Here is a 20,178-nt window from a genome sequence, read left to right on the forward strand (position 1 = left end):
TGGAAACTTTAAGGATGCTTGCGTGATCCTTGCGATTGTAGTTATTAATGCTTTCGTGGGTTTCTATCAAGAATACCGAGCAGAACACAGCCTGGCTGCACTACGAAAGATGCTCCCATTAAAGACCCATGTCCGGCGTGAAGGTAAAAAACTTTCTATTGATGCCGAAGCCGTGGTGCCTGGTGATATAGTATTAGTGGAAGCAGGTGATCGACTCCCTGCTGATGGCAGATTGGTGGTTGTAGCAAACTTCGAGGTTGATGAATCGACGTTGACTGGTGAGTCACAGCCAGTCAACAAACATGTAGCTACTCTATTTGCAAGGGATCTTCCTGTAGCTGATCGGTTGAATATGGCTTATATGAATACGATGGTCACTCGCGGACGAGCAGAACTTCTTGTCACAGCAACCGGGATGCACACTGAGATGGGGAGGATATCGCAACAGTTGGCTTCGACACCAGAGACTCTCAGTCCACTACAAGTTCAGTTAGACAAACTTGGTAAACGTCTGGGCACAATAGCGTTGATGTTGATCGGCCTTCTTTTTCTATTTCAATTGTATCGAGGTGTAAACCTCACGCATGCTGTTATCGATGCCATTGCGTTGGCTGTAGCTGCGATGCCGGAAGGATTGCCTGTAGTGGTTACAGTAACTCTTGCTTTGGGTATGTATCAGATGGCACGGCACCATGCTATTGGCAAGTGTTGAGATCCTGGGCTGCACAACCGTCATTTGCTCCGATAAGACTGGAACACTTACACTCAATCAAATGACTGTGCGTGAATTGTTTTACCTTGGTAAGCTATTCAAAGTTACTGGTGAGGGTTACAGTACTGTAGGTGCGGTACTTCATGAGGGAGAGAGCTCATTACTGCCAGATATGCGGCCAGTTTTGGTGCCTTTAGTTCTTTGCAATGATAGTAATGTTGAGGATGGGAAAGTCATTGGTGATCCAACCGAAGCTGCTCTCCTAATACTCACAAAAAAGGTGAGATTTCACTCTGAACCTATACTGAGTGAATACCCGCGCATTGCCGAGATTCCTTTTGATTCGACCAATAAATTTATGGCCACGTTTCATCGTTTTGGAGAACAAATCCGAATATTTGTGAAAGGGGCACCTGATGTTCTTCTGGCTCGCTGCAGCCATTTTATTAAGGAGGATGATCACAATGGTTTGTTGAGCAGTAAGCACAAACAAGAAATAGAAGATAAGTACCGCATGATGGCATCTCGCGGGCTTCGATGCCTGCTAATAGCGTCGCGCACTTTGAAGGCCAAAGAATTTGAAACATCAGATAACTTACTGGTTTGGGTTAGTGACCTCACTTTTTTAGGCCTGATCGGACTACAAGACCCGCCACGACCCGAGGCAAAGCAAGCTATCGCCAAGTGTAAAGCGGCTGGGATTGCAGTCAAAATGATTACGGGTGACCACAGGGATACGGGTGTAGCTATTGCACATGAACTCGGTCTGCAAGGTGAGGCCATCTCTGGTATAGAGCTTGAGCGGTTGGATGAGCGACAGCTTGCCGAAATCATCAACGATATTGCTGTGTTTGCGCGAGTGTCGCCAGCTCATAAAGTGAAGATCGTGCAATCATTGCAGAATAGGGGACATGTGGTGGCGATGACTGGTGACGGTGTCAATGATGCTCCTGCCTTAAAAAGTGCAGATATTGGCGTGGCGATGGGGGTGGTTGGCACGGCGGTTGCAAAAGAAGCGGCAACTATGGTGCTCACGGACGATAATTTCTCCACAATTGTCGATGCGGTCCAACAGGGACGAATACTCTACGATAATATCCTTAAATTCATACGTTTCCAACTCTCTACCACTGTGGGTGCTATTTTGACAGTATTTTTCGCGCCTATCCTAGGATTACCGGAGCCCTTCAATCCCATCCAGATCTTATGGGTCGCACTGATCATGGATGGTCCACCTGCAGTATCCCTGGCTCTGGATGCGGGACGGCCAGGAGTTATGAACGAGTTGCCCCGGGATCGTTCGGATCCTGTATTGCCATGGGGGCGTCTGGGACGCATCCTTGTGTTCGGTTTAACAATGATGGTGGGTACACTTGGTGTGCTGTACTACGCAGTGAACAATTACAATGAGCAAAGTGCCCTGACACTCGCTTTTACCACATTTGTGCTATTCCAGTTTTTCAATGTTTTCAATGCTCGCGTTGAGAGGGGCTCGGCTTTTGTCGAAGGTTTCTTCAAAAATCGTATGTTATGGGTATCGCTCACCGCAGTTGTCATTCTCCAGTTCTTGGCAGTGCACTGGATACCTGCCCAGTCTATTTTTGGGACAACCCACTTGACCCTTGCGCAGTGGTTCGTGGCCATTGGCATCGCTTCGTCTATATTAATATTTGAAGAAGGACGTAAAGCCGCAACCCGGTGGTTTTTAGAAAGGTGAATGCATGGAAGTGAAGAGCGAGAAATTGAATATACTTTATGAGCGACAATATATTTTAAATTTGCCTTGTTTGTTGGTTCCCATTTTTTATAACATTAAAGATAAAAAATTCAATGATGAAAGAAAGAATAAGAAACAGTAGATTTTATTTATTAATAGGCGGAATTTTAAGTCTTTTTTTATTTACGATACTTATGTTTGCTGTCTATTCTCAAAGCTCATATTTATCGATTAATAATGATCTGTATTTATTAAGCAGTAAAATTCAAAAAGATTACATTTATTTACTCAGCAGTCTCATTTCACTATTTGGTAATAAATACATTATTGTGCCTACTTTCATAAGTACAGGCATTATTTTATGCATAAAGAAACAAAAATGGATAGGCCTCCATTTGATTGGAGTCATTTCAATCGCTGCTTTTCTTGCTTACATTTTCAAAAATGCAGTTGCTTATCCCAGACCAGAAATAACAACGAGCACATTAACAAGTTATGCTTTTCCCAGCCGCCATGTAACTTTATGCTCAGCGTATGTGAGTTTTCTAGCATCGCTAATTGTTCCACAAATGAAACAACGTTCGTTCGGAATAATCATTGCTGGTTTTCTCATTATAATTGAATCAATTTCTCGTATAACGCTTCAAGTTCATTGGCTATCAGATGTATTAGGTGGGGCTCTACTTGGCGTTGCTTGTGGCTTGTTTGGCGCCTATTCCTTTTTTTTAAAACCTAAAACTTCCTTAAATATCAAATTCATAGTGATAACATTATTAATAACTTTCTTAATTTATAGTTTTATTTATCTGGTGTTACATTTAATTGGAGTTAATCTGAATTAACTAGCTCATTCTATCTTTCCTGAGACATGATTGATATCATCCAGCAAGTAGCAACTGTTGTTATTCCCTTGGCTATTTTCTAACAAGTAATGCTTGACTTATGTAAATAATGTAATCAATATAATCGCATAATGAGCAAAATGTGCCTATATGGGGTGATTTTTCCAAATGAAAACTCGGCGGCCTAAAAGCTTTTATTATATCGGCTATCGATTTTAAACTTTTGAAATGGGTTCTTATTATGCACGATAAAACAGCAGACAAAATGCCAAATTTTTTTAATAACAACAGTAGTTTTTCTCAAAAAGCAGGCAAGGAACCATTAATTATTAAGGGGAGTGAATTACCGGATCTATTAAATGCCCCACTTGATAGAGATAAGAAATATCATCTCCTCATCTCCTTCATTCGTGATCATGATGCCGAATATCTAAATCAAAAAATTACGGTTAATAGCCATATAACTGATGAAAAAGAGGGACATACCCCTCCCCATTGGACAACTACTGCGACAAAAAGAGTATATGGCAATCCAGGCCCTACAACTCAAGATGAGCCATTGATGACAACCCTAGCAAATATTATAGCAACCAATGAATTAAATTTTTCTTCAACGCAAATGGTCTCATTGTTTAAAGAATTGATGGCAAAGCGAGTCGATTTTTCCACTATTGATCAGTCTCCTTATCTGAATTTAATCCACCCCAAAAGTGGCAATAATCCGCTCAAAAGTTTAATCGTATCGAGTTTTGGAGACCCCGAGCTTATTGACTTAGTGGGCGACTTCATAAGTTATATTGAGAGCAATATTGCTGGTGAGGAACGATTATTCATGATTAATAATCTGGATAATTTTGAATATGAAGCGATGCGGCCCGCTGAGTTTTTGTTGCGTTTGGGTCATGAAGATTTGGCTTTAAGGTTATATAATTTGGGGGCAAAACCGACTTCACTGGCATTCCAACTAGCCTGTGCCAGTTTTGGTACTACGCTGCATTATGAAGAGGCTATCCGCTGTATTCATTTCTTAATGAAGTCTGTCGATTTGGATGAATCCGTTTTATTGGAAGGAAAAACTTCCCTGCACAAAGCAAGCCCTGCCCAATATACCGAGATGCTTACCAGAATATCACAAATGCTGTATGAAGAATCAAAACTGAAAAGTGGACACGCAACGATTTTCGAAATGATACGAAAAGAGTACTTGGAGTATTATCAGGATACAATGAGCCTGTCGTTTCACGATTTTTGCCAAAATAAGACGAATAGGGAGCACCCGCTCATTCAAAAATATGCTCTTTTACGCATCAAGGAAGAAAACGTGGGGAATGGTTTATTCTCAGCTTATTACCGTACGGATCCTGATTGTTTAGCTAAGAAGAAATGGACTTTGCTCAAACACGATCAAAAAGCCAATAAATTACTTCTCGACCTTATTGAGTTGGTTGATAACCAACTGGAGACAACTCCCACGCTATCTTTGTCTTAAGGATCATGAATAGGCACTTTAACAGAAAATCATATATCCGAAACAATACTTTGTAGCGAAATCCGGGTTAACTTTGCCGTATCATTATCCCGGGCTTCGCTGTGCTATAACTCAATTACTTGCTATGGATTATTACGAATTTAAGTCTTTCTCCCACTATATTGCACTCTTTACAAGGCATCATCAGATTTCCTAAAAATGCTATGCGTGTAAGCTATGTCTTAGGATGGACATGGCACTAGACCTTGTTTTATCTGTTTTAAACCTTGCGCCACTTTTTCTTTACTCAACGCATAACAAAAACGTAATACATGTTTTCCTTTATCCGGATTTAAATAAAAAGCGCCTCCAGGAACCACGGCAACTTTTGCTCGTTCAAGCAACATGCGTGTCATGGTGGCATCATCTTTAAAACCCATGCGTGAAAAATCAGCCATAATATAATACGCCCCCTGGGGAACGGTCACTTCAAAACCAATGTCACGTAACTCACGAACAGTATGATCGCGTTTCTCCAAATATGTTTCACACATTATTTGATAATAATTTTCTTCTAATTTGAACGCATCGATCGCCGCATGTTGTAACGGTGTTGCAGGACACACATATAATAAATCTTGCACCAAGGCCATTTTTGCAATGACATGTGCCGGACCACTGGCATAACCTAAACGCCATCCCGTCATATTATATGTTTTTGAACATCCCGAAATCGTGATAGTGCGATCTTTAAAATTTTTTAAACTGGCAAACGACACATGTTTATAACCAGGATAAGTAATATATTCATAAATTTCATCCGTGATAACTGCTAAATTATATTGTTCTGCAATTGCGCCAATCGCTAATAATTCGTGTTCAGAAAAAACTTTGCCACAAGGATTACACGGCGTGCAAATAATTATCGCGCGGGTTTTCGGAGTAATCACTTTTTTAAGATCATCGATTTGAATGCTAAGATCATGTAAATTAATAGGTACTGCTTTAACATGAACTTGATACAGCTCCAAAATATTTTTGTGGTAGCCATAGAAAGGTTCAAACAAAATCACTTCATCGCCTGGATTAAACAAAGACATCGTCGCACAAATAAATGCGCCGGTAGAACCGTGGGTCACCAGAATTTCTGTTTCGGCATGAACTGGGATTTTATTAAACGTTTGAATTTTATTGGCAATAGCCTGGCGTAAATTGAATACCCCCTCACAAGCAGAATACACATTTTTTTCTTGTTCAATCGCACGTATAGCAGCCTGCTTGATAATCTCAGGTGTAGGTAGATCACAAATACCTTGACCTAAATTAATGCCGCCAATTTTTGCACACTCCGTGCTCGCCGCACGAATACCAGATTGATATAAGGTTTCACTTGCTTGACTTGTTTTCAGCATGTTGTTAGTTCCTCTTTGATTCTTGGTCCTGCATGTAAATAAAAAATCCCCGCCTCGTTACCGCTTGCCATTAAAAACGATGCAAGATCTCACGATGTTCAGCCGCAAAATTGTTTCTAAAAATAGGGGCATATAGGAAGGAAAGGATACCATTTAAAATTCCTACACCCAAGAAGCAAATACACAACTTACTCTTAGCATTGGCATGTTATAGTTTGCTAAAAAATGTGTGCATGTGTGTTTACTTGCAATACAAGCCTTTAATCATCTATGCTCGAAATTAATATTAATTGGAGGATATGGCCTAATGTTGGTTTCTGAAAATGTCATTACTTAATCATCTCCCAAGCTATATTGGTTGGAAGGATTTAAACCGCCATTATTTAGGATTTACTCGAAATTATTTAAAGGAAATTCGCATGCGTCAGTTATTGATTACATTGTTTATTTTTTTGCTGTCTCATGTAGTATATTGTGCGCCTGTCTTCGAAATTATCCCTCTTGGAGTCTATGGTGGTTTGAAAGATGGAAATTTATCAGCTTATTTATTAAAGACTATTGAGAGTGAAAATTATATGGCTCTTGATGGGGGTACTTTGGTGCATGGGCTTGAAGTTGCCATCAATAGACAATTCGTGGGTAGTAAAAATATTGAAGATTTGCTGCAAAGACATATTCCGGCTTACCTTATTTCTCACGCACATCTTGATCATCTTATGGGTCTTGTGATGGCGCAACCCGAATTGCGAGCGCAGCAAACAATTATGGCGCGCGAAGAAACAATGCAGGCATTGCAGAAAAATATTTTTAATTGGTCTGTTTGGGGGAATTTTGGGGATAAAGGAGAAATTCCACACTTGAATTATCAGCATTATCAAACTATGCCATTACTCCAGTGGATTGATATTCCTAATACTGATCTGCACGTAAAAACGTTCCCTTTGAGTCATGGCGGAATGGCATCAAGTGCTTTTTTAATACGTTATAAAACTGAATATCTCTTGTATTTTGGTGATACTGGTGCTGATAGCATTGAAAAATCGACAAACATGCAAAATATTTGGAAAGAAATTGCACCACTCATAAGAAATAAGCGGCTCCATGCCATCATGCTAGAGTGCTCATTTTTAAATTCACAGCCAGATGACAAATTATTTGGTCATTTAAAACCAAGCTTATTTATGTTTGAGTTGCGACAATTGGCGTCGATTGTTGATCCTTTAGATTTAAGAAACTCGCTACGAGGATTACCAGTTGTTGTTACTCACATCAAACCCAGATTAGCTGACCTTTCAAACTCTAAGGATGATTCAAGAAAGCAGGTTATAAACGAATTGTCCCAGGAAAATGATATTGGCGTAGAATTAATTAAACCTGAACAAGGCATCATGTTAAGTTTATAAGAGACACAATTTCATGATTAACTTTGCCATTATGTAAATATTTTATTTATCTAAGATTTGAGGCGTAAATAAATAAACCTTGATTGCGCTATGCTTCATTAGGCTACGCTAAAAATCAAGTGTTCGAGATTGGCCGAAAAAATGGACTACACTGTTATTATGAAGAAAGGAATGGTGTTTTTATTTTGGTTTTCTATTTTATTTTTTTCGTCGTTTATAACGGCAGCGGATTCTCTTTATTCAGATCAGACGGTAAAACTACAAGTTTATCTGGATAAAAACAATTTTAGTCCTGGAAAAATAGATGGGGTTGATGGGCCGTTTACCCGTTTTGTTTTTTCTTTATTAGATAAAACCTCTGAAGAGGAAAAGGCAAACCTAAAATATCCTATGAGTACCATTAATCCTCTTTATACCGAATATAAAATTAAAGAAGCGGATAAAAAATTTATTGGAAAAGTACCTAAAACGCCGAAGCAACAATCCCAAAAAAAATTTCTTCCCTATGCCAGTTATGGAGAATTTGTAGCAGAACGCTTTCATAGTGATACCCATTTATTAAAAACAATTAATCCAGGAAAAAATATAAATACTTTAAAAGCTGGCGATATACTAAAAGTCCCCAATGTTGAACCCTTTGTCATTGAAGAAATTAAACCAAAATCGTTTGCAAAGCAAAAACCAGAATTCGCAAAACGTGTGATAAAAATAAATACCAAACAACGTATTTTAAGAGTTTATGAGAACGAAGCTCTTTTGGCAGTATTTCCCGTAACGCCAGGGTCTACCGAGCTTCCAGCACCAAAAGGTGTATGGAAAATTGTAAAAATCACCTTTTTACCCTGGTTTCGCTATGACGAAAAAATGCTCAATAAAGGAAAAAGAAGTAAGTATTTTTTTAATATTCCCCCAGGACCGAATAATCAAGTGGGAGTGGTTTGGATAAGTTTAAATAAATCAGGTATAGGTATTCATGGTACAGATAACCCTGAAACAATCGGACGTTCGACAAGTCATGGGTGTATTCGTTTAACGAATTGGGATGCGTTAAAATTAAGCAAATTAATAAGTCCCGGTGTTGAAGTCAAAATCGATGTGAATGAATAAGCAAGCGCAAGTCGGACTTTAAGAACCACTATGTGCCGTTATTGGCTCATGAGAGTCGGGGTCCTCCATAATTTTATGTATTTGCGGATCTTTATATAAATTAGCACGGATACTGGCAAAGGTAGTTGACGTAGGACTATTAAATACAGCTCTTAATGAATGAACCTGCGTATTTTCATCCGGAGAAGGTTCCATTTTAGAAATTTTCTTAATTTCAATGATGCTTTTTACAATATTTGATTCGTTATTATAATCTATTTGGCTAAGAATATTCCTTAACTCATTAATATAGCGAGGAGAAGTATTGTCTTCATTTCTAAATAATGAATCAGATAATAAATTGTACACTGCATTTATATTTGCGCGCCTATCCAGAGGGTCAATTTTCATCACACTAAGATGCATTCTTGATAAAGAAGCGTTGCGCTCATTAGAGGCGGGTTGACTTAAGCTTTTTATGTATTTTAGACCATCCAGAAAAGCCATATGTGTTGCATCATATAACTTCAATGATTTGTTTAATTTAGTGCAAAGTTCCAAAGAAGAGAGTTCCAGTTGTTCCCCTTTATTGGGATCAAAAAATGAATAGGTATTATTGTGATTTTTTTTGATTAACATGGAGTGCCCCTCCATTTTTCCAAATGATTTACTAAAAGCCATGAATTTTATATAAGTACCAGGCTCAAGCTTGTCTAATTTTTTGGTGAATAAGTGGGGGGCCAGCTGTTTTCCATCATTACTTACATCCGCAGAAGAAAAGAGGGAGTAAGGATATATATTTAGCAAGTAGGCTTTTAGTTTTTCAAAGTGACTGCTGGTATCTAAAATGTGGCTACCTAATACCCAGTCAGTGTTTAATTGATATACTCCTGCCAATAAATGAATGTCATTTAAATTGGAAGGTAAGATTCTGTTAAAATCACTGCCATCTAAGGATTCACTCTGAGAAGACAAGCCCATTAGATCTTCTTTGATAATATAATTACAAATTAACTCACAAAGACCTGAAAATCTTAGTCGCGCTCTATTCAGTGCTCGATAATTACTATCTTCTCGAAGTTTTGCAATAAAATCATCCTGATTATAATATTTTTTTACTGATGCAGCAGATGGCGGCGTAGGATTACTCTCCATTTCTTTTGCATCATAAGTGGAAACAATTTTTTGGGCTAAAAAATCCAAAACATTTTTAAAAGATTCCATACTTTCTGCATTTATTGATTCATACTCTTCCCTATTTTGCTCAAGAAAGTCTCCCAATTTATTGAATAGTTCCATTTCGTTTTCTTGAAGGGATGCGGTATTTTTGTAATGGAGTACCGCGGATAATAGTTCTGGCTTCAGTTCATTCAAAAGGGGAGTTGCCTTAATATAAATGTCTATAAAATATAATAAATTTTGTTCTGGATTTGTATCTTTGGTTAACTCTTCTTTTAATTTGGATTTAATCAGTTCTATTGATGAGTTATAAATCGTTTCAAGTTGGGCAGGATCCCATACGTTTTCATCTTTTTTATGAAATTCATGTTTCATTTCTTTAAGAACTCTAAGCATTGCATGGAGATCATTTTTGGCTTGCGCTTCATTTAATAAAATAAGATAGGAACTTTTTATTCGTTGATTTCTTTTTAATAATTTCTCTAATTCTATCAAGCTGTTATCTGAAATCCTTCCTCGGTCAAAATCAATTGAAGTAATGCTGATATTATTTTGCAAATGGTCACATAAATCCTGGACTGAATTAAAATCGTTTTCGAGCAAATCAAGATGAACCAGTGTATTATTTTGTTGAAGTGCTTCACTCAAATGTTTTAATCCCTCATTACTTACATGATTTCTTTGTAAAACTAAAGTAGTTAGTGAGTTGTTGCTTTGAATTCCAGTTGCTAAATTCCTAAGTCCTTCGTCACCAATGTTATTAGCGGTTAGATTTAAAGATTGAATAGAAGAACTGTTCTTAATTATTTCGGTAGCGAGCGGATATTTTTCTGGGTCAAGCCCATTTGAGGATAAATCCAAATAGGTTAAGGAGGGATGGATACTTAAAACTTCAGCTAAATTCTTTAATCTCCCAGCAGTAGAGGCATCTAATGCACAGGAGGCTAAATTTAAATGGACTAAATTTTTATTTTTTCTTAAGCCATCGGTTAAGTAATCTAAATCGTAAGTGCCGAAAGAGTTCATGCTCAGATTTAATTTTTTTAAAGATTCACTCTCATTTAAGAGCTGCGATAAACCTGAATCAAATTGTAAATAGCTATTGCTTAAGTCAAGTTCTTGAAGGGATTCGTGGGTGCTTAATGTTTGGAAGAAATAATTTGTAGATCGCCCAAGATCAGAACCAGCTAGTTTTAATATTTTTAGACCTTTATTTTCTTTTAGGGCGAGTACAATTTTATCGATTCCCAAAGGATCAATCTCAGTATAACTTAAATCAATTCCCTTTAATGTCAAATTGGATTTTAACATTTCCGCAATAAAAGCGACTTCTGTATTTCCAATAGGATTATGTCTTAAAACCAAAGTTTTTAAATGCGTATTTTTAGATAAAGCGGTAGCTAATAGTTTTATAAACTCAGTAGTTGCTTGATTTTTAGGTAATTTTTGACAACATAGAGATTCTAGCTGGGAATTATCAGCTAACGTTTGTATCGCCCATTGCCATATACGAAAATCTTTTTTAAGAGAAGATAAATCAAGTACAGAGCTCGTCTTTTGCAAACTTTGTGCTATTGGAGCCTCATAAAAATAGGAAGAATAATAATGCCGTATGAGCGAATCAAAAAGCAATATTTGCGCAGCAAACATGGGACTCTCAAAATAATAAATTTAGTATACAGTATAGAAGAATCTAATGGCTTTTATGTGTCACAATCGATTAATAAGCAAGCTTGTTTGCTTGCAAACAGGTTCCTCTAGGCACTAATTCAAAGTTTCTAAGTGATAAGTGTGATACGAATAAGTTACATTTTTGTTAATAAAGTTTATGATTGGCAAAGAAATAGTAAAAAAAGTAACGATATATCAGGATTAAATTGATGGATACCACAACTTTAAGGCGGGGTATTTTGACCCAACACAAATCTAAATTTGCCATAGATTGGTGGGTTTAAAGACCCAACTACTTTTCCCTCTTTGCAATTTTCGGAGTTTTTTATGTCCATTCGACTATTGGTTATAGCAATTTTAAAATTCTTGTATTGCACCACGGTATTTGCTGTCGCAGGAGTACCTCCTACCTCAGCGAATATCAAGCAGGTAATTTATATCACTTTGGATGGTGTCCGTTGGCAAGATGTTTATCAAACTCACCAATATTTTCCAAAATTTTGGCAAAAGCACGCCAGTAAATTTATTTTTTACGGAGATCCTGCGAGCAATACTCCTATGTATACTGCTTCAGTGCCAATCAGCCTTCCTTCTTATCAAAGTCAAATGGCAGGGGCGGTACAACCATGTACAGGTAATGAGTGCGGCAGAATTAAAGTTGAAACATTGCCGGAAGCAATTATTCACAAATTGCATCTATCTAAAAAGAAAGTGGCAACTTTTTCCTCTTGGCCTGAGATTGGCTATGCTGTGGAGCACGTTCCGGGGACAACGTTCAGTAATAATGGAAATGAATTAGTCTATGATCCCGATAGTTTAAAGCCTGATGACGTGATGAACGAGTTGAATCAAAAACAACGTGATGACCATCCTGACGGCAAGGATCGTTATGATCGATACACTTTTGCGCAAGCATGGCATTATTTTGTTACCTATGAACCTCTTTTCTTATGGATATCATTGGATAACTCCGATGGAACCGCACATGCAAATGATCTAGAGGGCTATCATAAGGCATTGGCCTATTACGATGACGTGTTAGATAAAATTTTGACTTATTTACAAACTAAGGGAATAGATAAGCAAACCCTGGTCATCGTCACTACAGATCATGGTCGTGGTGATGGAAAAAATTGGGTACATCATGGTCCCAAATATCCAGAATCCAGGAAAATATGGGCTTTTGTGATGAACGGACAATTAGTTCCCGTCGCACAAGATGAGGAGAAAGGTCATTATAGTTTATTGTCTATTCGTCCCACTATAGAAAAGGCATTAGGCTTGGTTGATCAGTAGGTTAAGCTTATAAGCATAATAGAGCTCAAACAACTTTATCGCTTCAAGGCGAATTTAATTACCATCCGTGCTAGCAAAATAGTCTTTACATTGACGCTATTGTATATTACATCTAGAGTGAATACTGAATAATCAGAAATTCATTCTTGTTCAGGACATAATTAATAAGGGATTAAACTATGCGATTCACTAAAAATATAGGTTTTATTCTTCTCGCTGTTTACCTGATTCTAGTAGCTCTTGGTACTTTGGCGCCTGGAGTTGCAATTCCCAGCACCATCACTGCTGTAGTTGCTTTGGTAGCTGCAATTTTTATACTCATAGGTAGGTGAATAAAACGAGTTCCCTATGAATCTTGCTGCAGCGCAACGCCATAGTTCCTTTAATATGTAAACAAAGTTGGGTCAAAATGGCCCAACCTGTCTTACTGATCCATAGTAAAGTTAGGTTATTTTGTCCCAGCAATATTAGAGTTGTTGTTATTTAGCCTCAATAAATTTTTCTTTAGGATTATCAGATAAAATAAATTGCACATTATTTCCTTTAAGGCTAATCCGAATCATTGTTGCATCCTCTTTGAAATATCATTTGATAAAAATATAATCATATTTAAGTATAGGAGCATCTTAAAAAAAGTGATTGGTTTTTGTTTATTTTGTATTTATAGCTGGACTGGATGTGTAGATGTAATGATTGAATTCATAGCAAAAAATATTAGAAATATCCTTAGCAGATCCGCAAATTTAAAAGAGTAGAACCTATTTTAAATCAATAGGATAGAGCAGAATAAACCAAAAGGAATTGCCTTTTCAGATTATATTAATAAAAAGAAGTTCATTTGATCAATTAACATTCAGAGAAGGAAATAGGTTATGCCACAGTGTTTTAATGCACAAGAGATACAAGGTTGTCTTATTACAATTAATAAAATACCTACTAGTGAAATAAAGTATTATTTGTTGTTGGCCCTTCATTCGATTAGAAATGCAGATGCTGCTGAGTATCGGGATTTTTTAAATGAATTAAATAAATTGAGTAATAAATTAACTCATTTTCTGCTATCCGAAAATACAACGTTCTCTTCCACAGTTCTTAAAGATATTTATCAGTCTTACCAAAAGCTTTGTGAGTTTTCTAAGGCGAATACTACGACTATTGCAGTGAGGGATGTACTAATTAACCTTGGCGCAACATTATTAGCAATTTTGGGCGGAGTTTTAGGAGGGATAACTGGTTCCGTTGTAGGATTAGGAAGAAGTGTTTGGGAATTAGGTAATCCACTAAGCTATTTGAAGGATGGAGCAATCACCGGGTTTGCCTTTGGTGCGGCCATAGGATTTAGAGCGCCAAAAAAAATATTTAAAAATGAACTAACACGACAATTAAAATTTTGTCTAAATCAACTCGAACACTGTTTGCAAGAGATGCAAGAACAGAAAATAAAACCGTTATCGTATTATAAGGACAAAGTGAAAACCCGACTTTTAAAAGAGTGTTTTAACAATGATGAAAAAGCTTACAAAGAATTTTTAGATGAAGATAAGAAATTTCAAATAGTAACATTGCGCGCACAATTTGTAAGCGAACAACTTGAAGGTTATTTAGGGCATCATGCGTGTATTGTCCTTTCGTTAACCAATCAACAAGAACCCGAGTTGATTGAGTTTTCCTTAGGCAAATCGGATCTGAGGCGAAAATTTACGCAAAAAGAGGAACGAATTGTAACAGGTGAAAAAATTGTAGAAATGATGGCTTTTCACCAACTATTACAAGAGACACAGACGTGTAGTTTGCAGTATATTTTGACCAAAATGAAAGCGGGTGAGAATGATTGTTTTCGATATATTGAGAAAATTCTCCTTTGTACAGGGCAAAAAACAATTGAACTGAAACGTTTTGACGATAGTGAAAATTGGGTTGGAAGAAATATTGTAGGTTTTTTTGTTAAAAAATTGAGTCCCTTTAAGCAGAATATTTTTGAAGAAGAGCCAGACCAACTCGCTTCAAGTACCAATCAAAGGAATTAATCCTGTTTGCAAACGGGCTACCTTACGGCTTTCGCCTGTACCCCAGGCTATACAATATGCTCTAATCTTGCCATGTAGCCTGGGGGAAGCGAAGCGTAACCGGAGTTAAATAGGATACTGTTTATCCGGAAACCAGCGTTGTTGCCCTAAAGATAACAGCCCAGCCATATGGTTGGACTGCCTTAAGTGGACGCCATTGTGTGAATAGTTACTACGTCTTTAAGTGATGATTGTTCAATAAATTGAGACGTTCTCTCTTTAACTTTATTGATTGGAAAAATAAGTTTGATAGAGAGTAAGATAACTATCATCTTCTTCTATTTTTTCTAATATTTTATTTATTCGTGCAATTAAAGCAGCCTGTTGGGGTTTAGCCATGATGGCGATGCCTTCACCTAACACTACGACATCTCCCAAAGGTTTGAATAAATCATTGCCGTTTTGATTCCAGAAGTTCATATCGGAACGATAAAGAAATACTGCGGATATGGTTTTATCGTGTAATGCGGCAAACATATCTTCTGGTGTCTCGTACTCAATAATTTTAAATTTATTTTGATAATTCTTGTTTAGGTAAGAATACAAAACACCACCGCTGAGTTCATCATGTATCACACCAATTTTGCTTCCATTTAAATCATCTATGGAATCAAAATGATTTTGTTTTAATGTTAAAAATTGATTCTTACTGAGCAAATAAGGTAAGCTAAAAATGTAATCTGCTTTACGAACAGGAGAAACAGTGATTCCAGAAATTGCGAGATCAACTTCTCCATTTTTCAACGCTTCATAGAGCTGGTTTGGCCCTTTCTTTGGAATAAGCTCGCACTCTATTTCCAGGTGCTTGCATATCAATCGTGATAATTCAATATCAAATCCTTCACCGGTTGATATGATAAAAGGAGGATCATAGAACAGAGTCCCAATTTTAACCGCACTATGGCTGAAAGTAGAAAAGAAAAAGCAGAAAATTAATCCTGGCAATATCTTAATTGACTTCATGATCCAATCCCTTGGTTTGCTTTTCTTTAAGTTTAGTCTACAAAGTAATATTCCAAACAGCTAGCTACGAAACCACCAGGTTATAAAGCATAATGATGCGGGCTGGATATTATGAGATGTCCCTATTTTTGTGTTTATAATATACCTGCCCATCCAAATATCTATTCTTATCTATCTTAAACTAAGGCTCGTTGATTCTATCTGGAGTTTCTCACTATTATTTTTATAAAAATCGGATCTTTTATATCTTCGAAAACTGTACCTTTTTCTACTGCTTTTGCCTGCCACGCTATGCTTTTTGTAGTGAAAACTTGCCTACTCATACTTCCCCTGATAGTTTACTTCCTTTTCGAATTTAGGAGAAATATATGGGTAAATGGTCTGCATATTTTTTAGCTCATCTTGATAGTAAACACCATCCACTTGTAGAGAAAGCTTGCGCTAAATTTTCTGATGAAAATGATGCGCAGCAAATTACAAATCAATCATTGAAGGCTTTGGATCTTGGATGTGGAACGGGGAGAGATACGGTATTTTTAGTGGATAAGGGATTTAATGTGACTGCCCTGGATGCAGAACGTGAGGCTATAGAGATAACCAGGGAAAGAACTCGTCATAAAGCAAATCAGATCACTTTTATTGAGTCTCAGCTTGAAAAAATGCAGCTCCCCGAGCAGTACCATCTGATAAGTTCTAATTTAACACTCTCGTTTGTATTGTCTAAATATTTTCACGGTACTTGGTCTGAGATTGTTCAACATATAACCTTCGATGGTCGATTCTCAGGGCAATTTTTTGGCGATCAACATGAGTGGGCTAACCCAGTGCAAAGTTATTTTAGCTACTCGCAAATGTTGGATTTGTTTCGGCTCATGTTTGAAATCGAGTTTCTTGAAGTGTCTTTATCTCAAGAAGAAACTACCACTGATGGCACCAGGTTATGGCATCAATATGATATCATTGCTTGTAAAAAAGCAATTTCCCCAGAAAAACCGTTAGCGATTAATTCATTTTTTTATCATGATGGGCGTTCAAAAAGAACGAATCATGATAAGTTGCTTGAGAATAGGCCAATGGTTTTATCAAATTAGTAATGACTTAAATAGAAAGGTATATGTGGATATATGATAGGCTGCGTCCACCTGGAGAAGTATAGCTGACTGGACCTTGGTAAGATACTCACCTGAGTTAAGCAGCCAATTGGGTCACTAGGTTAAAAAAATCAGGGAACGTATTGGTTTGCATGTTTTGTGATGCGTGCATCTGGCGTACTACGACCATATTTTTTTCAGGGATAATAACAAGGTATTGGCCTAGATATCCTTCAGCAAAATACATCGTTGGTTGCATCTTTACCCACCAAAGCAAACCACACATGTAATTGATTCCACTTTCTAAGCGGTTAGAGAGTGGTTCAGGATTCATTGATAAGCGAATCCATTCTTTGCTGACAATTCGTCTGTTGTTCCAAATGCCGTGATTAAGTATTAACTCACCAATTTTAAGCAAATCCTCCGCTTTAATTTGTAGTCCTGCCATACCATGAGGATTACCAGCGGAGTCTTTCATCCAGGCAAAATCAGTAATTCCCAAGGGGTTAAACAATGTTATTTCGATAAAGTGATCCATTGGCAAACCTGATATTTTTTTAAATAGGCCAGCTAATAAATTGATTGCCTTGTTATTATAGAAAAATACTTCTCCAGGATGAGTACTAAGTTCTGCGGCTAATGCGAGTTGCACAAAATCTGGAGAAGCATAAATTTCTTTAGTTGTTGGCTCTGCCTGGATACCGGAAGTATGCGATAGCAATTGCTGAACCGTAATGAATTTCTTTGCTCCCTGCCGCCATTCTGGGTAAAACCGAAAAATCGGATCATCCAATGAAATCAGTTTTGCATCATACAATATCCCAATGCCCAAGCTAACGATTGACTTGGTAACCGACATGGCCTCGATAGATCCTATGTGCGGGCTTGAAAAGTACGCTCCTAGAATTTTACCATTTTGTGCAACAATCGCAGCATCAGATTGGGATAATTTAGATCCGCTAATAATAGCGATTATAATTTTTTTAGTGTTCTCATCAAGTTGATCAAGGGAATAGAATTCATTAGAGCTATAATCAAAAGACATATTATAAGACATACAACGACACATCAAAGTTACCACATTTTTTTATATAATAGATTACTTTTTGAACATTTTCATAATTTGATGGATTTTTTTGATCTTTTATATTGTATGATACAAAAAAATTAATAATGAGACTTCTTATGAAAACAGTTTGTGTCTATCTTGGTGCACGTTTTGGAAATAATAGTTATTTGATTTCATAAATTATTGTGTTGGCAATGGGTTTATAAATACCAACCAATCCGCAATTCCAATAGTAAATAATGATCCCTCTTTGTTGCTTAATCATTTAATTTGCCCAATTGGAGAATTTACCCTGGCGGATAAAACCCCTGACTTGGTTAAATGAATTTTTCATACTGTTAACGTATTAACAAGAGGTAGTTGAGGATATCAGTGTACAGAGTAACAATCAGGACTTTGAACTCAACTCAAAAATCCATATTTTAAAAAGAAAGAATGTTCATTTTGTTTTAAAACAGAATGAACATTCTATAACCTCTTGCATGAATTACATTACAAGACAATTATCTTGCTTCGTTTGTAACGAATACTCTTCCTTATACCCTGGCATTTGACCTGAGATAAATTCAAGGTTATTAACATCTGTGGTCACATAGCTTACGGATGCTGTTTTTTTCTTATCACTCCATGGGAATCGCAAATAGTTTACATCTTCTTGAATTGTAGAAAGTATTTTAGGCTCAGAAAGTTTTACTTTAAATATGGGGGATCTCTCGGCAAACCCTAGCCCTCTATCAGAGTCTTTGGAGGTTTTAAAGGCGTAATCCTCAGCTTCTTCTTGAGATTTGAATAGCTTAATTTTACCCGTAGGGATTGCCTTGCTTATTTCTGCTAAAGGTATCTTTTCTTTGAGCTTGGTGTAAGGATATTCTCTATCTAAAAATAAATTAGTCTCTCTTGAAATAACTACTTTTTCTCCAACTGCAAAATACTCTCCAGCCAGGAGTTTAGTAGTATAACTCTTTAATTCATTTTGACTTAAAGAGTAAAATTCTTTTGAAACTCTATGAGTCTTTTCTAAATCCGCCTTATTAAAAAAGAAGAAGACATTTTCTGCTACTACTTTAGGAATCATATATTTCTCCATATTTTTATGGCTGTAAATTTTACTACAAGATCTAAATCTATTCAATTTATTGATCGATTTTTAGATATTTCTGTGCTCTTAATATTTTTTTGAGGGGTATTTGAGCATAATTCTCAGTTAATAAAAAATTTTAGTGATTTTTTTCTATGGCAAACGCCTTTACAAATGTTATCGTAAAGATTTTTATGATGACAACGGATTGTTCGTTTATTATTTGATATTAAGGATGATGATATGAAAAAGGTTGTTCTAAGTCTCATAACTATTGCAAGCGCGAGCTGTAGCAGTATTTCATATTCTGGGAGCATGGGACCAATTCACGCTGAGCCCCATGGCTGGACAGGATTTTATATAGGTGCTAATGCTGGATATTGGTGGTCTACAAATAAAGCAGTGAATACCGTGGGCTCACCTGGTTATGCAGATCCATTGTTTTCATTGGGCGCAGAAAATATTGCAAACGCACTGGCTGTTGTAGGAACCAATAATTTTTCACTTAATACAGATGGGTTTATTGGCGGTGGTCAAGTCGGTTACAATTATCAGTTGCAAAATCAATTCGTTGTTGGCCTTGAAGCAGACATCGATGGTCTTACCCAATCTAATGCAACTGCTCAAGCGGCCCGCATGGTTCCTTTGGTTGATTTTCCTGCCGAATATTATAACGCAACGATATCTGTTACCAAAAAACTTGATTATCTTGGGACAGTTCGTGGTCGATTGGGTTATCTATGGTCTCCATCTGTACTTTTCTATGGCACCGGTGGGTTTGCTTACGGTGGTGTTGTATTGAATGAAGCGTTTACCGCAAATGAATCATTAGGATTTCCTAGCTATGCTCCTATTACCATGCAAAACAATATAAAGAAGACTGGTACTGGATGGACAGCTGGGGGTGGATTGGAATGGATATTTCGAGCTAATTGGAGTGCTAAAATTGAAGGGATTTACTACGACATTGGCACAATAAATAATAATGTTGTCTTATCCCAGAGGAGTTTTTTGCCGATTCAACCCATTGTTTTTGGTGCTGCACAAATTAATACCACCACCAAATTTACTGCAGCGGCTGTTCGTGTCGGGTTGAATTATCATTGCTAATATTTGCTATCGTAC

At 37.0% G+C, this 20,178-nt stretch carries 16 protein-coding genes; 11 read left to right on the plus strand and 5 right to left on the minus strand.

All coding sequences use genetic code 11. The features are described from left to right. Positions 1-22: 22 nt before the first annotated feature. From DY223_RS19385 to DY223_RS03550, 4 genes are all read left to right on the plus strand, one after another. Complete coding sequence (locus tag DY223_RS19385) at positions 23-712, plus strand: HAD-IC family P-type ATPase (RefSeq protein WP_259293191.1); 690 nt, start codon at positions 23-25, stop codon at positions 710-712. Then, positions 693-2,429, plus strand: a complete 1,737-nt coding sequence (locus DY223_RS19390) for a cation-translocating P-type ATPase (RefSeq protein ID WP_235810592.1) — start codon at positions 693-695, stop codon at positions 2,427-2,429. Before DY223_RS19385 ends, DY223_RS19390 begins: the two co-directional genes overlap by 20 nt. Before the next feature lie 113 nt (positions 2,430-2,542). Then, positions 2,543-3,271: a phosphatase PAP2 family protein gene (locus tag DY223_RS03545; protein ID WP_082642501.1), complete on the plus strand. Its 729-nt coding sequence runs from the start codon at positions 2,543-2,545 to the stop codon at positions 3,269-3,271. A gap of 241 nt (positions 3,272-3,512) precedes the next feature. Continuing rightward, a complete protein-coding gene (locus DY223_RS03550; RefSeq protein WP_276330986.1) occupies positions 3,513-4,760 on the plus strand; it encodes a hypothetical protein in 1,248 nt (415 codons plus the stop codon). A gap of 221 nt (positions 4,761-4,981) precedes the next feature. Here DY223_RS03550 and DY223_RS03555 read toward each other — a convergent pair whose 3' ends face one another. Beyond that, a complete protein-coding gene (locus DY223_RS03555; protein ID WP_058460893.1) occupies positions 4,982-6,151 on the minus strand; it encodes a pyridoxal phosphate-dependent aminotransferase in 1,170 nt (389 codons plus the stop codon). Between the two features lie 419 nt (positions 6,152-6,570). Between DY223_RS03555 and DY223_RS03560 the strand changes: the two genes are divergently transcribed. Together DY223_RS03560 and DY223_RS03565 are read left to right on the plus strand one after the other, a co-directional pair. Then, entirely contained in the window at positions 6,571-7,554 is a 984-nt protein-coding gene (locus DY223_RS03560) for an MBL fold metallo-hydrolase (protein WP_058460902.1), read from the plus strand. Positions 7,555-7,695: 141 nt separating this feature from the next. Then, complete coding sequence (locus tag DY223_RS03565; protein WP_082642500.1) at positions 7,696-8,661, plus strand: L,D-transpeptidase; 966 nt, start codon at positions 7,696-7,698, stop codon at positions 8,659-8,661. 18 nt (positions 8,662-8,679) lie between these two features. On the opposite strand, the gene DY223_RS03570 is transcribed toward DY223_RS03565, so the two are convergent. Then, positions 8,680-11,469 (minus strand): leucine-rich repeat domain-containing protein, encoded by a 2,790-nt coding sequence (locus DY223_RS03570; protein WP_058460891.1) that lies wholly within the window; start codon positions 11,467-11,469, stop codon positions 8,680-8,682. Between the two features lie 348 nt (positions 11,470-11,817). Here DY223_RS03570 and DY223_RS03575 point away from each other — a divergent pair, with 348 nt between their 5' ends. The 3 genes from DY223_RS03575 to DY223_RS03580 all read left to right on the plus strand — a co-directional run bounded on the left by DY223_RS03575 (position 11,818) and on the right by DY223_RS03580 (position 14,813). Continuing rightward, complete coding sequence (locus DY223_RS03575) at positions 11,818-12,786, plus strand: sulfatase-like hydrolase/transferase (protein ID WP_058460890.1); 969 nt, start codon at positions 11,818-11,820, stop codon at positions 12,784-12,786. A gap of 179 nt (positions 12,787-12,965) precedes the next feature. Continuing rightward, the gene (locus DY223_RS19200; RefSeq protein ID WP_165482562.1) at positions 12,966-13,118 is read left to right on the plus strand and encodes a hypothetical protein; all 153 of its coding nucleotides are present in this window, start codon (positions 12,966-12,968) and stop codon (positions 13,116-13,118) included. Between the two features lie 540 nt (positions 13,119-13,658). Then, on the plus strand, positions 13,659-14,813 hold the full coding sequence (locus DY223_RS03580; RefSeq protein WP_058460889.1) for a hypothetical protein: 1,155 nt from the start codon (positions 13,659-13,661) through the stop codon (positions 14,811-14,813). Positions 14,814-15,077: 264 nt separating this feature from the next. On the opposite strand, the gene DY223_RS03585 is transcribed toward DY223_RS03580, so the two are convergent. Continuing rightward, complete coding sequence (locus DY223_RS03585) at positions 15,078-15,815, minus strand: transporter substrate-binding domain-containing protein (protein WP_058460888.1); 738 nt, start codon at positions 15,813-15,815, stop codon at positions 15,078-15,080. Positions 15,816-16,183: 368 nt separating this feature from the next. Here DY223_RS03585 and DY223_RS03590 point away from each other — a divergent pair, with 368 nt between their 5' ends. Next, positions 16,184-16,906, plus strand: coding sequence for a class I SAM-dependent methyltransferase (locus DY223_RS03590; RefSeq protein ID WP_058460887.1), 723 nt, complete (start codon positions 16,184-16,186; stop codon positions 16,904-16,906). Positions 16,907-17,003: 97 nt separating this feature from the next. Here the strand turns inward: DY223_RS03590 and DY223_RS03595 are convergent, their stop codons facing one another. Beyond that, a complete protein-coding gene (locus DY223_RS03595; RefSeq protein WP_058460886.1) occupies positions 17,004-17,963 on the minus strand; it encodes a serine hydrolase domain-containing protein in 960 nt (319 codons plus the stop codon). 499 nt (positions 17,964-18,462) lie between these two features. After that, on the minus strand, positions 18,463-19,050 hold the full coding sequence (locus DY223_RS03600; protein ID WP_058460885.1) for a hypothetical protein: 588 nt from the start codon (positions 19,048-19,050) through the stop codon (positions 18,463-18,465). 246 nt (positions 19,051-19,296) lie between these two features. Between DY223_RS03600 and DY223_RS03605 the strand changes: the two genes are divergently transcribed. Continuing rightward, positions 19,297-20,163 carry an outer membrane protein gene (locus tag DY223_RS03605; RefSeq protein ID WP_058460884.1) on the plus strand — a complete coding sequence of 289 codons (867 nt, stop codon included), beginning with the start codon at positions 19,297-19,299 and terminating at the stop codon, positions 20,161-20,163. Positions 20,164-20,178: the final 15 nt, after the last annotated feature.

Origin of the sequence: Legionella bozemanae, from assembly GCF_900450575.1 — a bacterium.
GTDB classification, from domain to species: Bacteria; Pseudomonadota; Gammaproteobacteria; order Legionellales; family Legionellaceae; genus Legionella; species Legionella bozemanae.

What these genes read in the sequence shown, in the direction of transcription:
- DY223_RS19390 (WP_235810592.1), top strand. Translation starts at nt 693, where the DNA reads ATGCTATTGGCAAGTGTTGAGATCCTGGGCTGCACAACCGTCATTTGC.
- DY223_RS03590 (WP_058460887.1), top strand. Translation starts at nt 16,184, where the DNA reads ATGGGTAAATGGTCTGCATATTTTTTAGCTCATCTTGATAGTAAACAC.
- DY223_RS19200 (WP_165482562.1), top strand. Translation starts at nt 12,966, where the DNA reads ATGCGATTCACTAAAAATATAGGTTTTATTCTTCTCGCTGTTTACCTG.
- DY223_RS03560 (WP_058460902.1), top strand. Translation starts at nt 6,571, where the DNA reads ATGCGTCAGTTATTGATTACATTGTTTATTTTTTTGCTGTCTCATGTA.
- DY223_RS03550 (WP_276330986.1), top strand. Translation starts at nt 3,513, where the DNA reads ATGCACGATAAAACAGCAGACAAAATGCCAAATTTTTTTAATAACAAC.
- DY223_RS03575 (WP_058460890.1), top strand. Translation starts at nt 11,818, where the DNA reads ATGTCCATTCGACTATTGGTTATAGCAATTTTAAAATTCTTGTATTGC.
- DY223_RS03580 (WP_058460889.1), top strand. Translation starts at nt 13,659, where the DNA reads ATGCCACAGTGTTTTAATGCACAAGAGATACAAGGTTGTCTTATTACA.
- DY223_RS03565 (WP_082642500.1), top strand. Translation starts at nt 7,696, where the DNA reads ATGGACTACACTGTTATTATGAAGAAAGGAATGGTGTTTTTATTTTGG.
- DY223_RS03605 (WP_058460884.1), top strand. Translation starts at nt 19,297, where the DNA reads ATGAAAAAGGTTGTTCTAAGTCTCATAACTATTGCAAGCGCGAGCTGT.
- DY223_RS03600 (WP_058460885.1), bottom strand. Translation starts at nt 19,050, where the DNA reads ATGATTCCTAAAGTAGTAGCAGAAAATGTCTTCTTCTTTTTTAATAAG.
- DY223_RS03595 (WP_058460886.1), bottom strand. Translation starts at nt 17,963, where the DNA reads ATGTCTTATAATATGTCTTTTGATTATAGCTCTAATGAATTCTATTCC.
- DY223_RS03545 (WP_082642501.1), top strand. Translation starts at nt 2,543, where the DNA reads ATGATGAAAGAAAGAATAAGAAACAGTAGATTTTATTTATTAATAGGC.
- DY223_RS03555 (WP_058460893.1), bottom strand. Translation starts at nt 6,151, where the DNA reads ATGCTGAAAACAAGTCAAGCAAGTGAAACCTTATATCAATCTGGTATT.
- DY223_RS03585 (WP_058460888.1), bottom strand. Translation starts at nt 15,815, where the DNA reads ATGAAGTCAATTAAGATATTGCCAGGATTAATTTTCTGCTTTTTCTTT.
- DY223_RS03570 (WP_058460891.1), bottom strand. Translation starts at nt 11,469, where the DNA reads ATGTTTGCTGCGCAAATATTGCTTTTTGATTCGCTCATACGGCATTAT.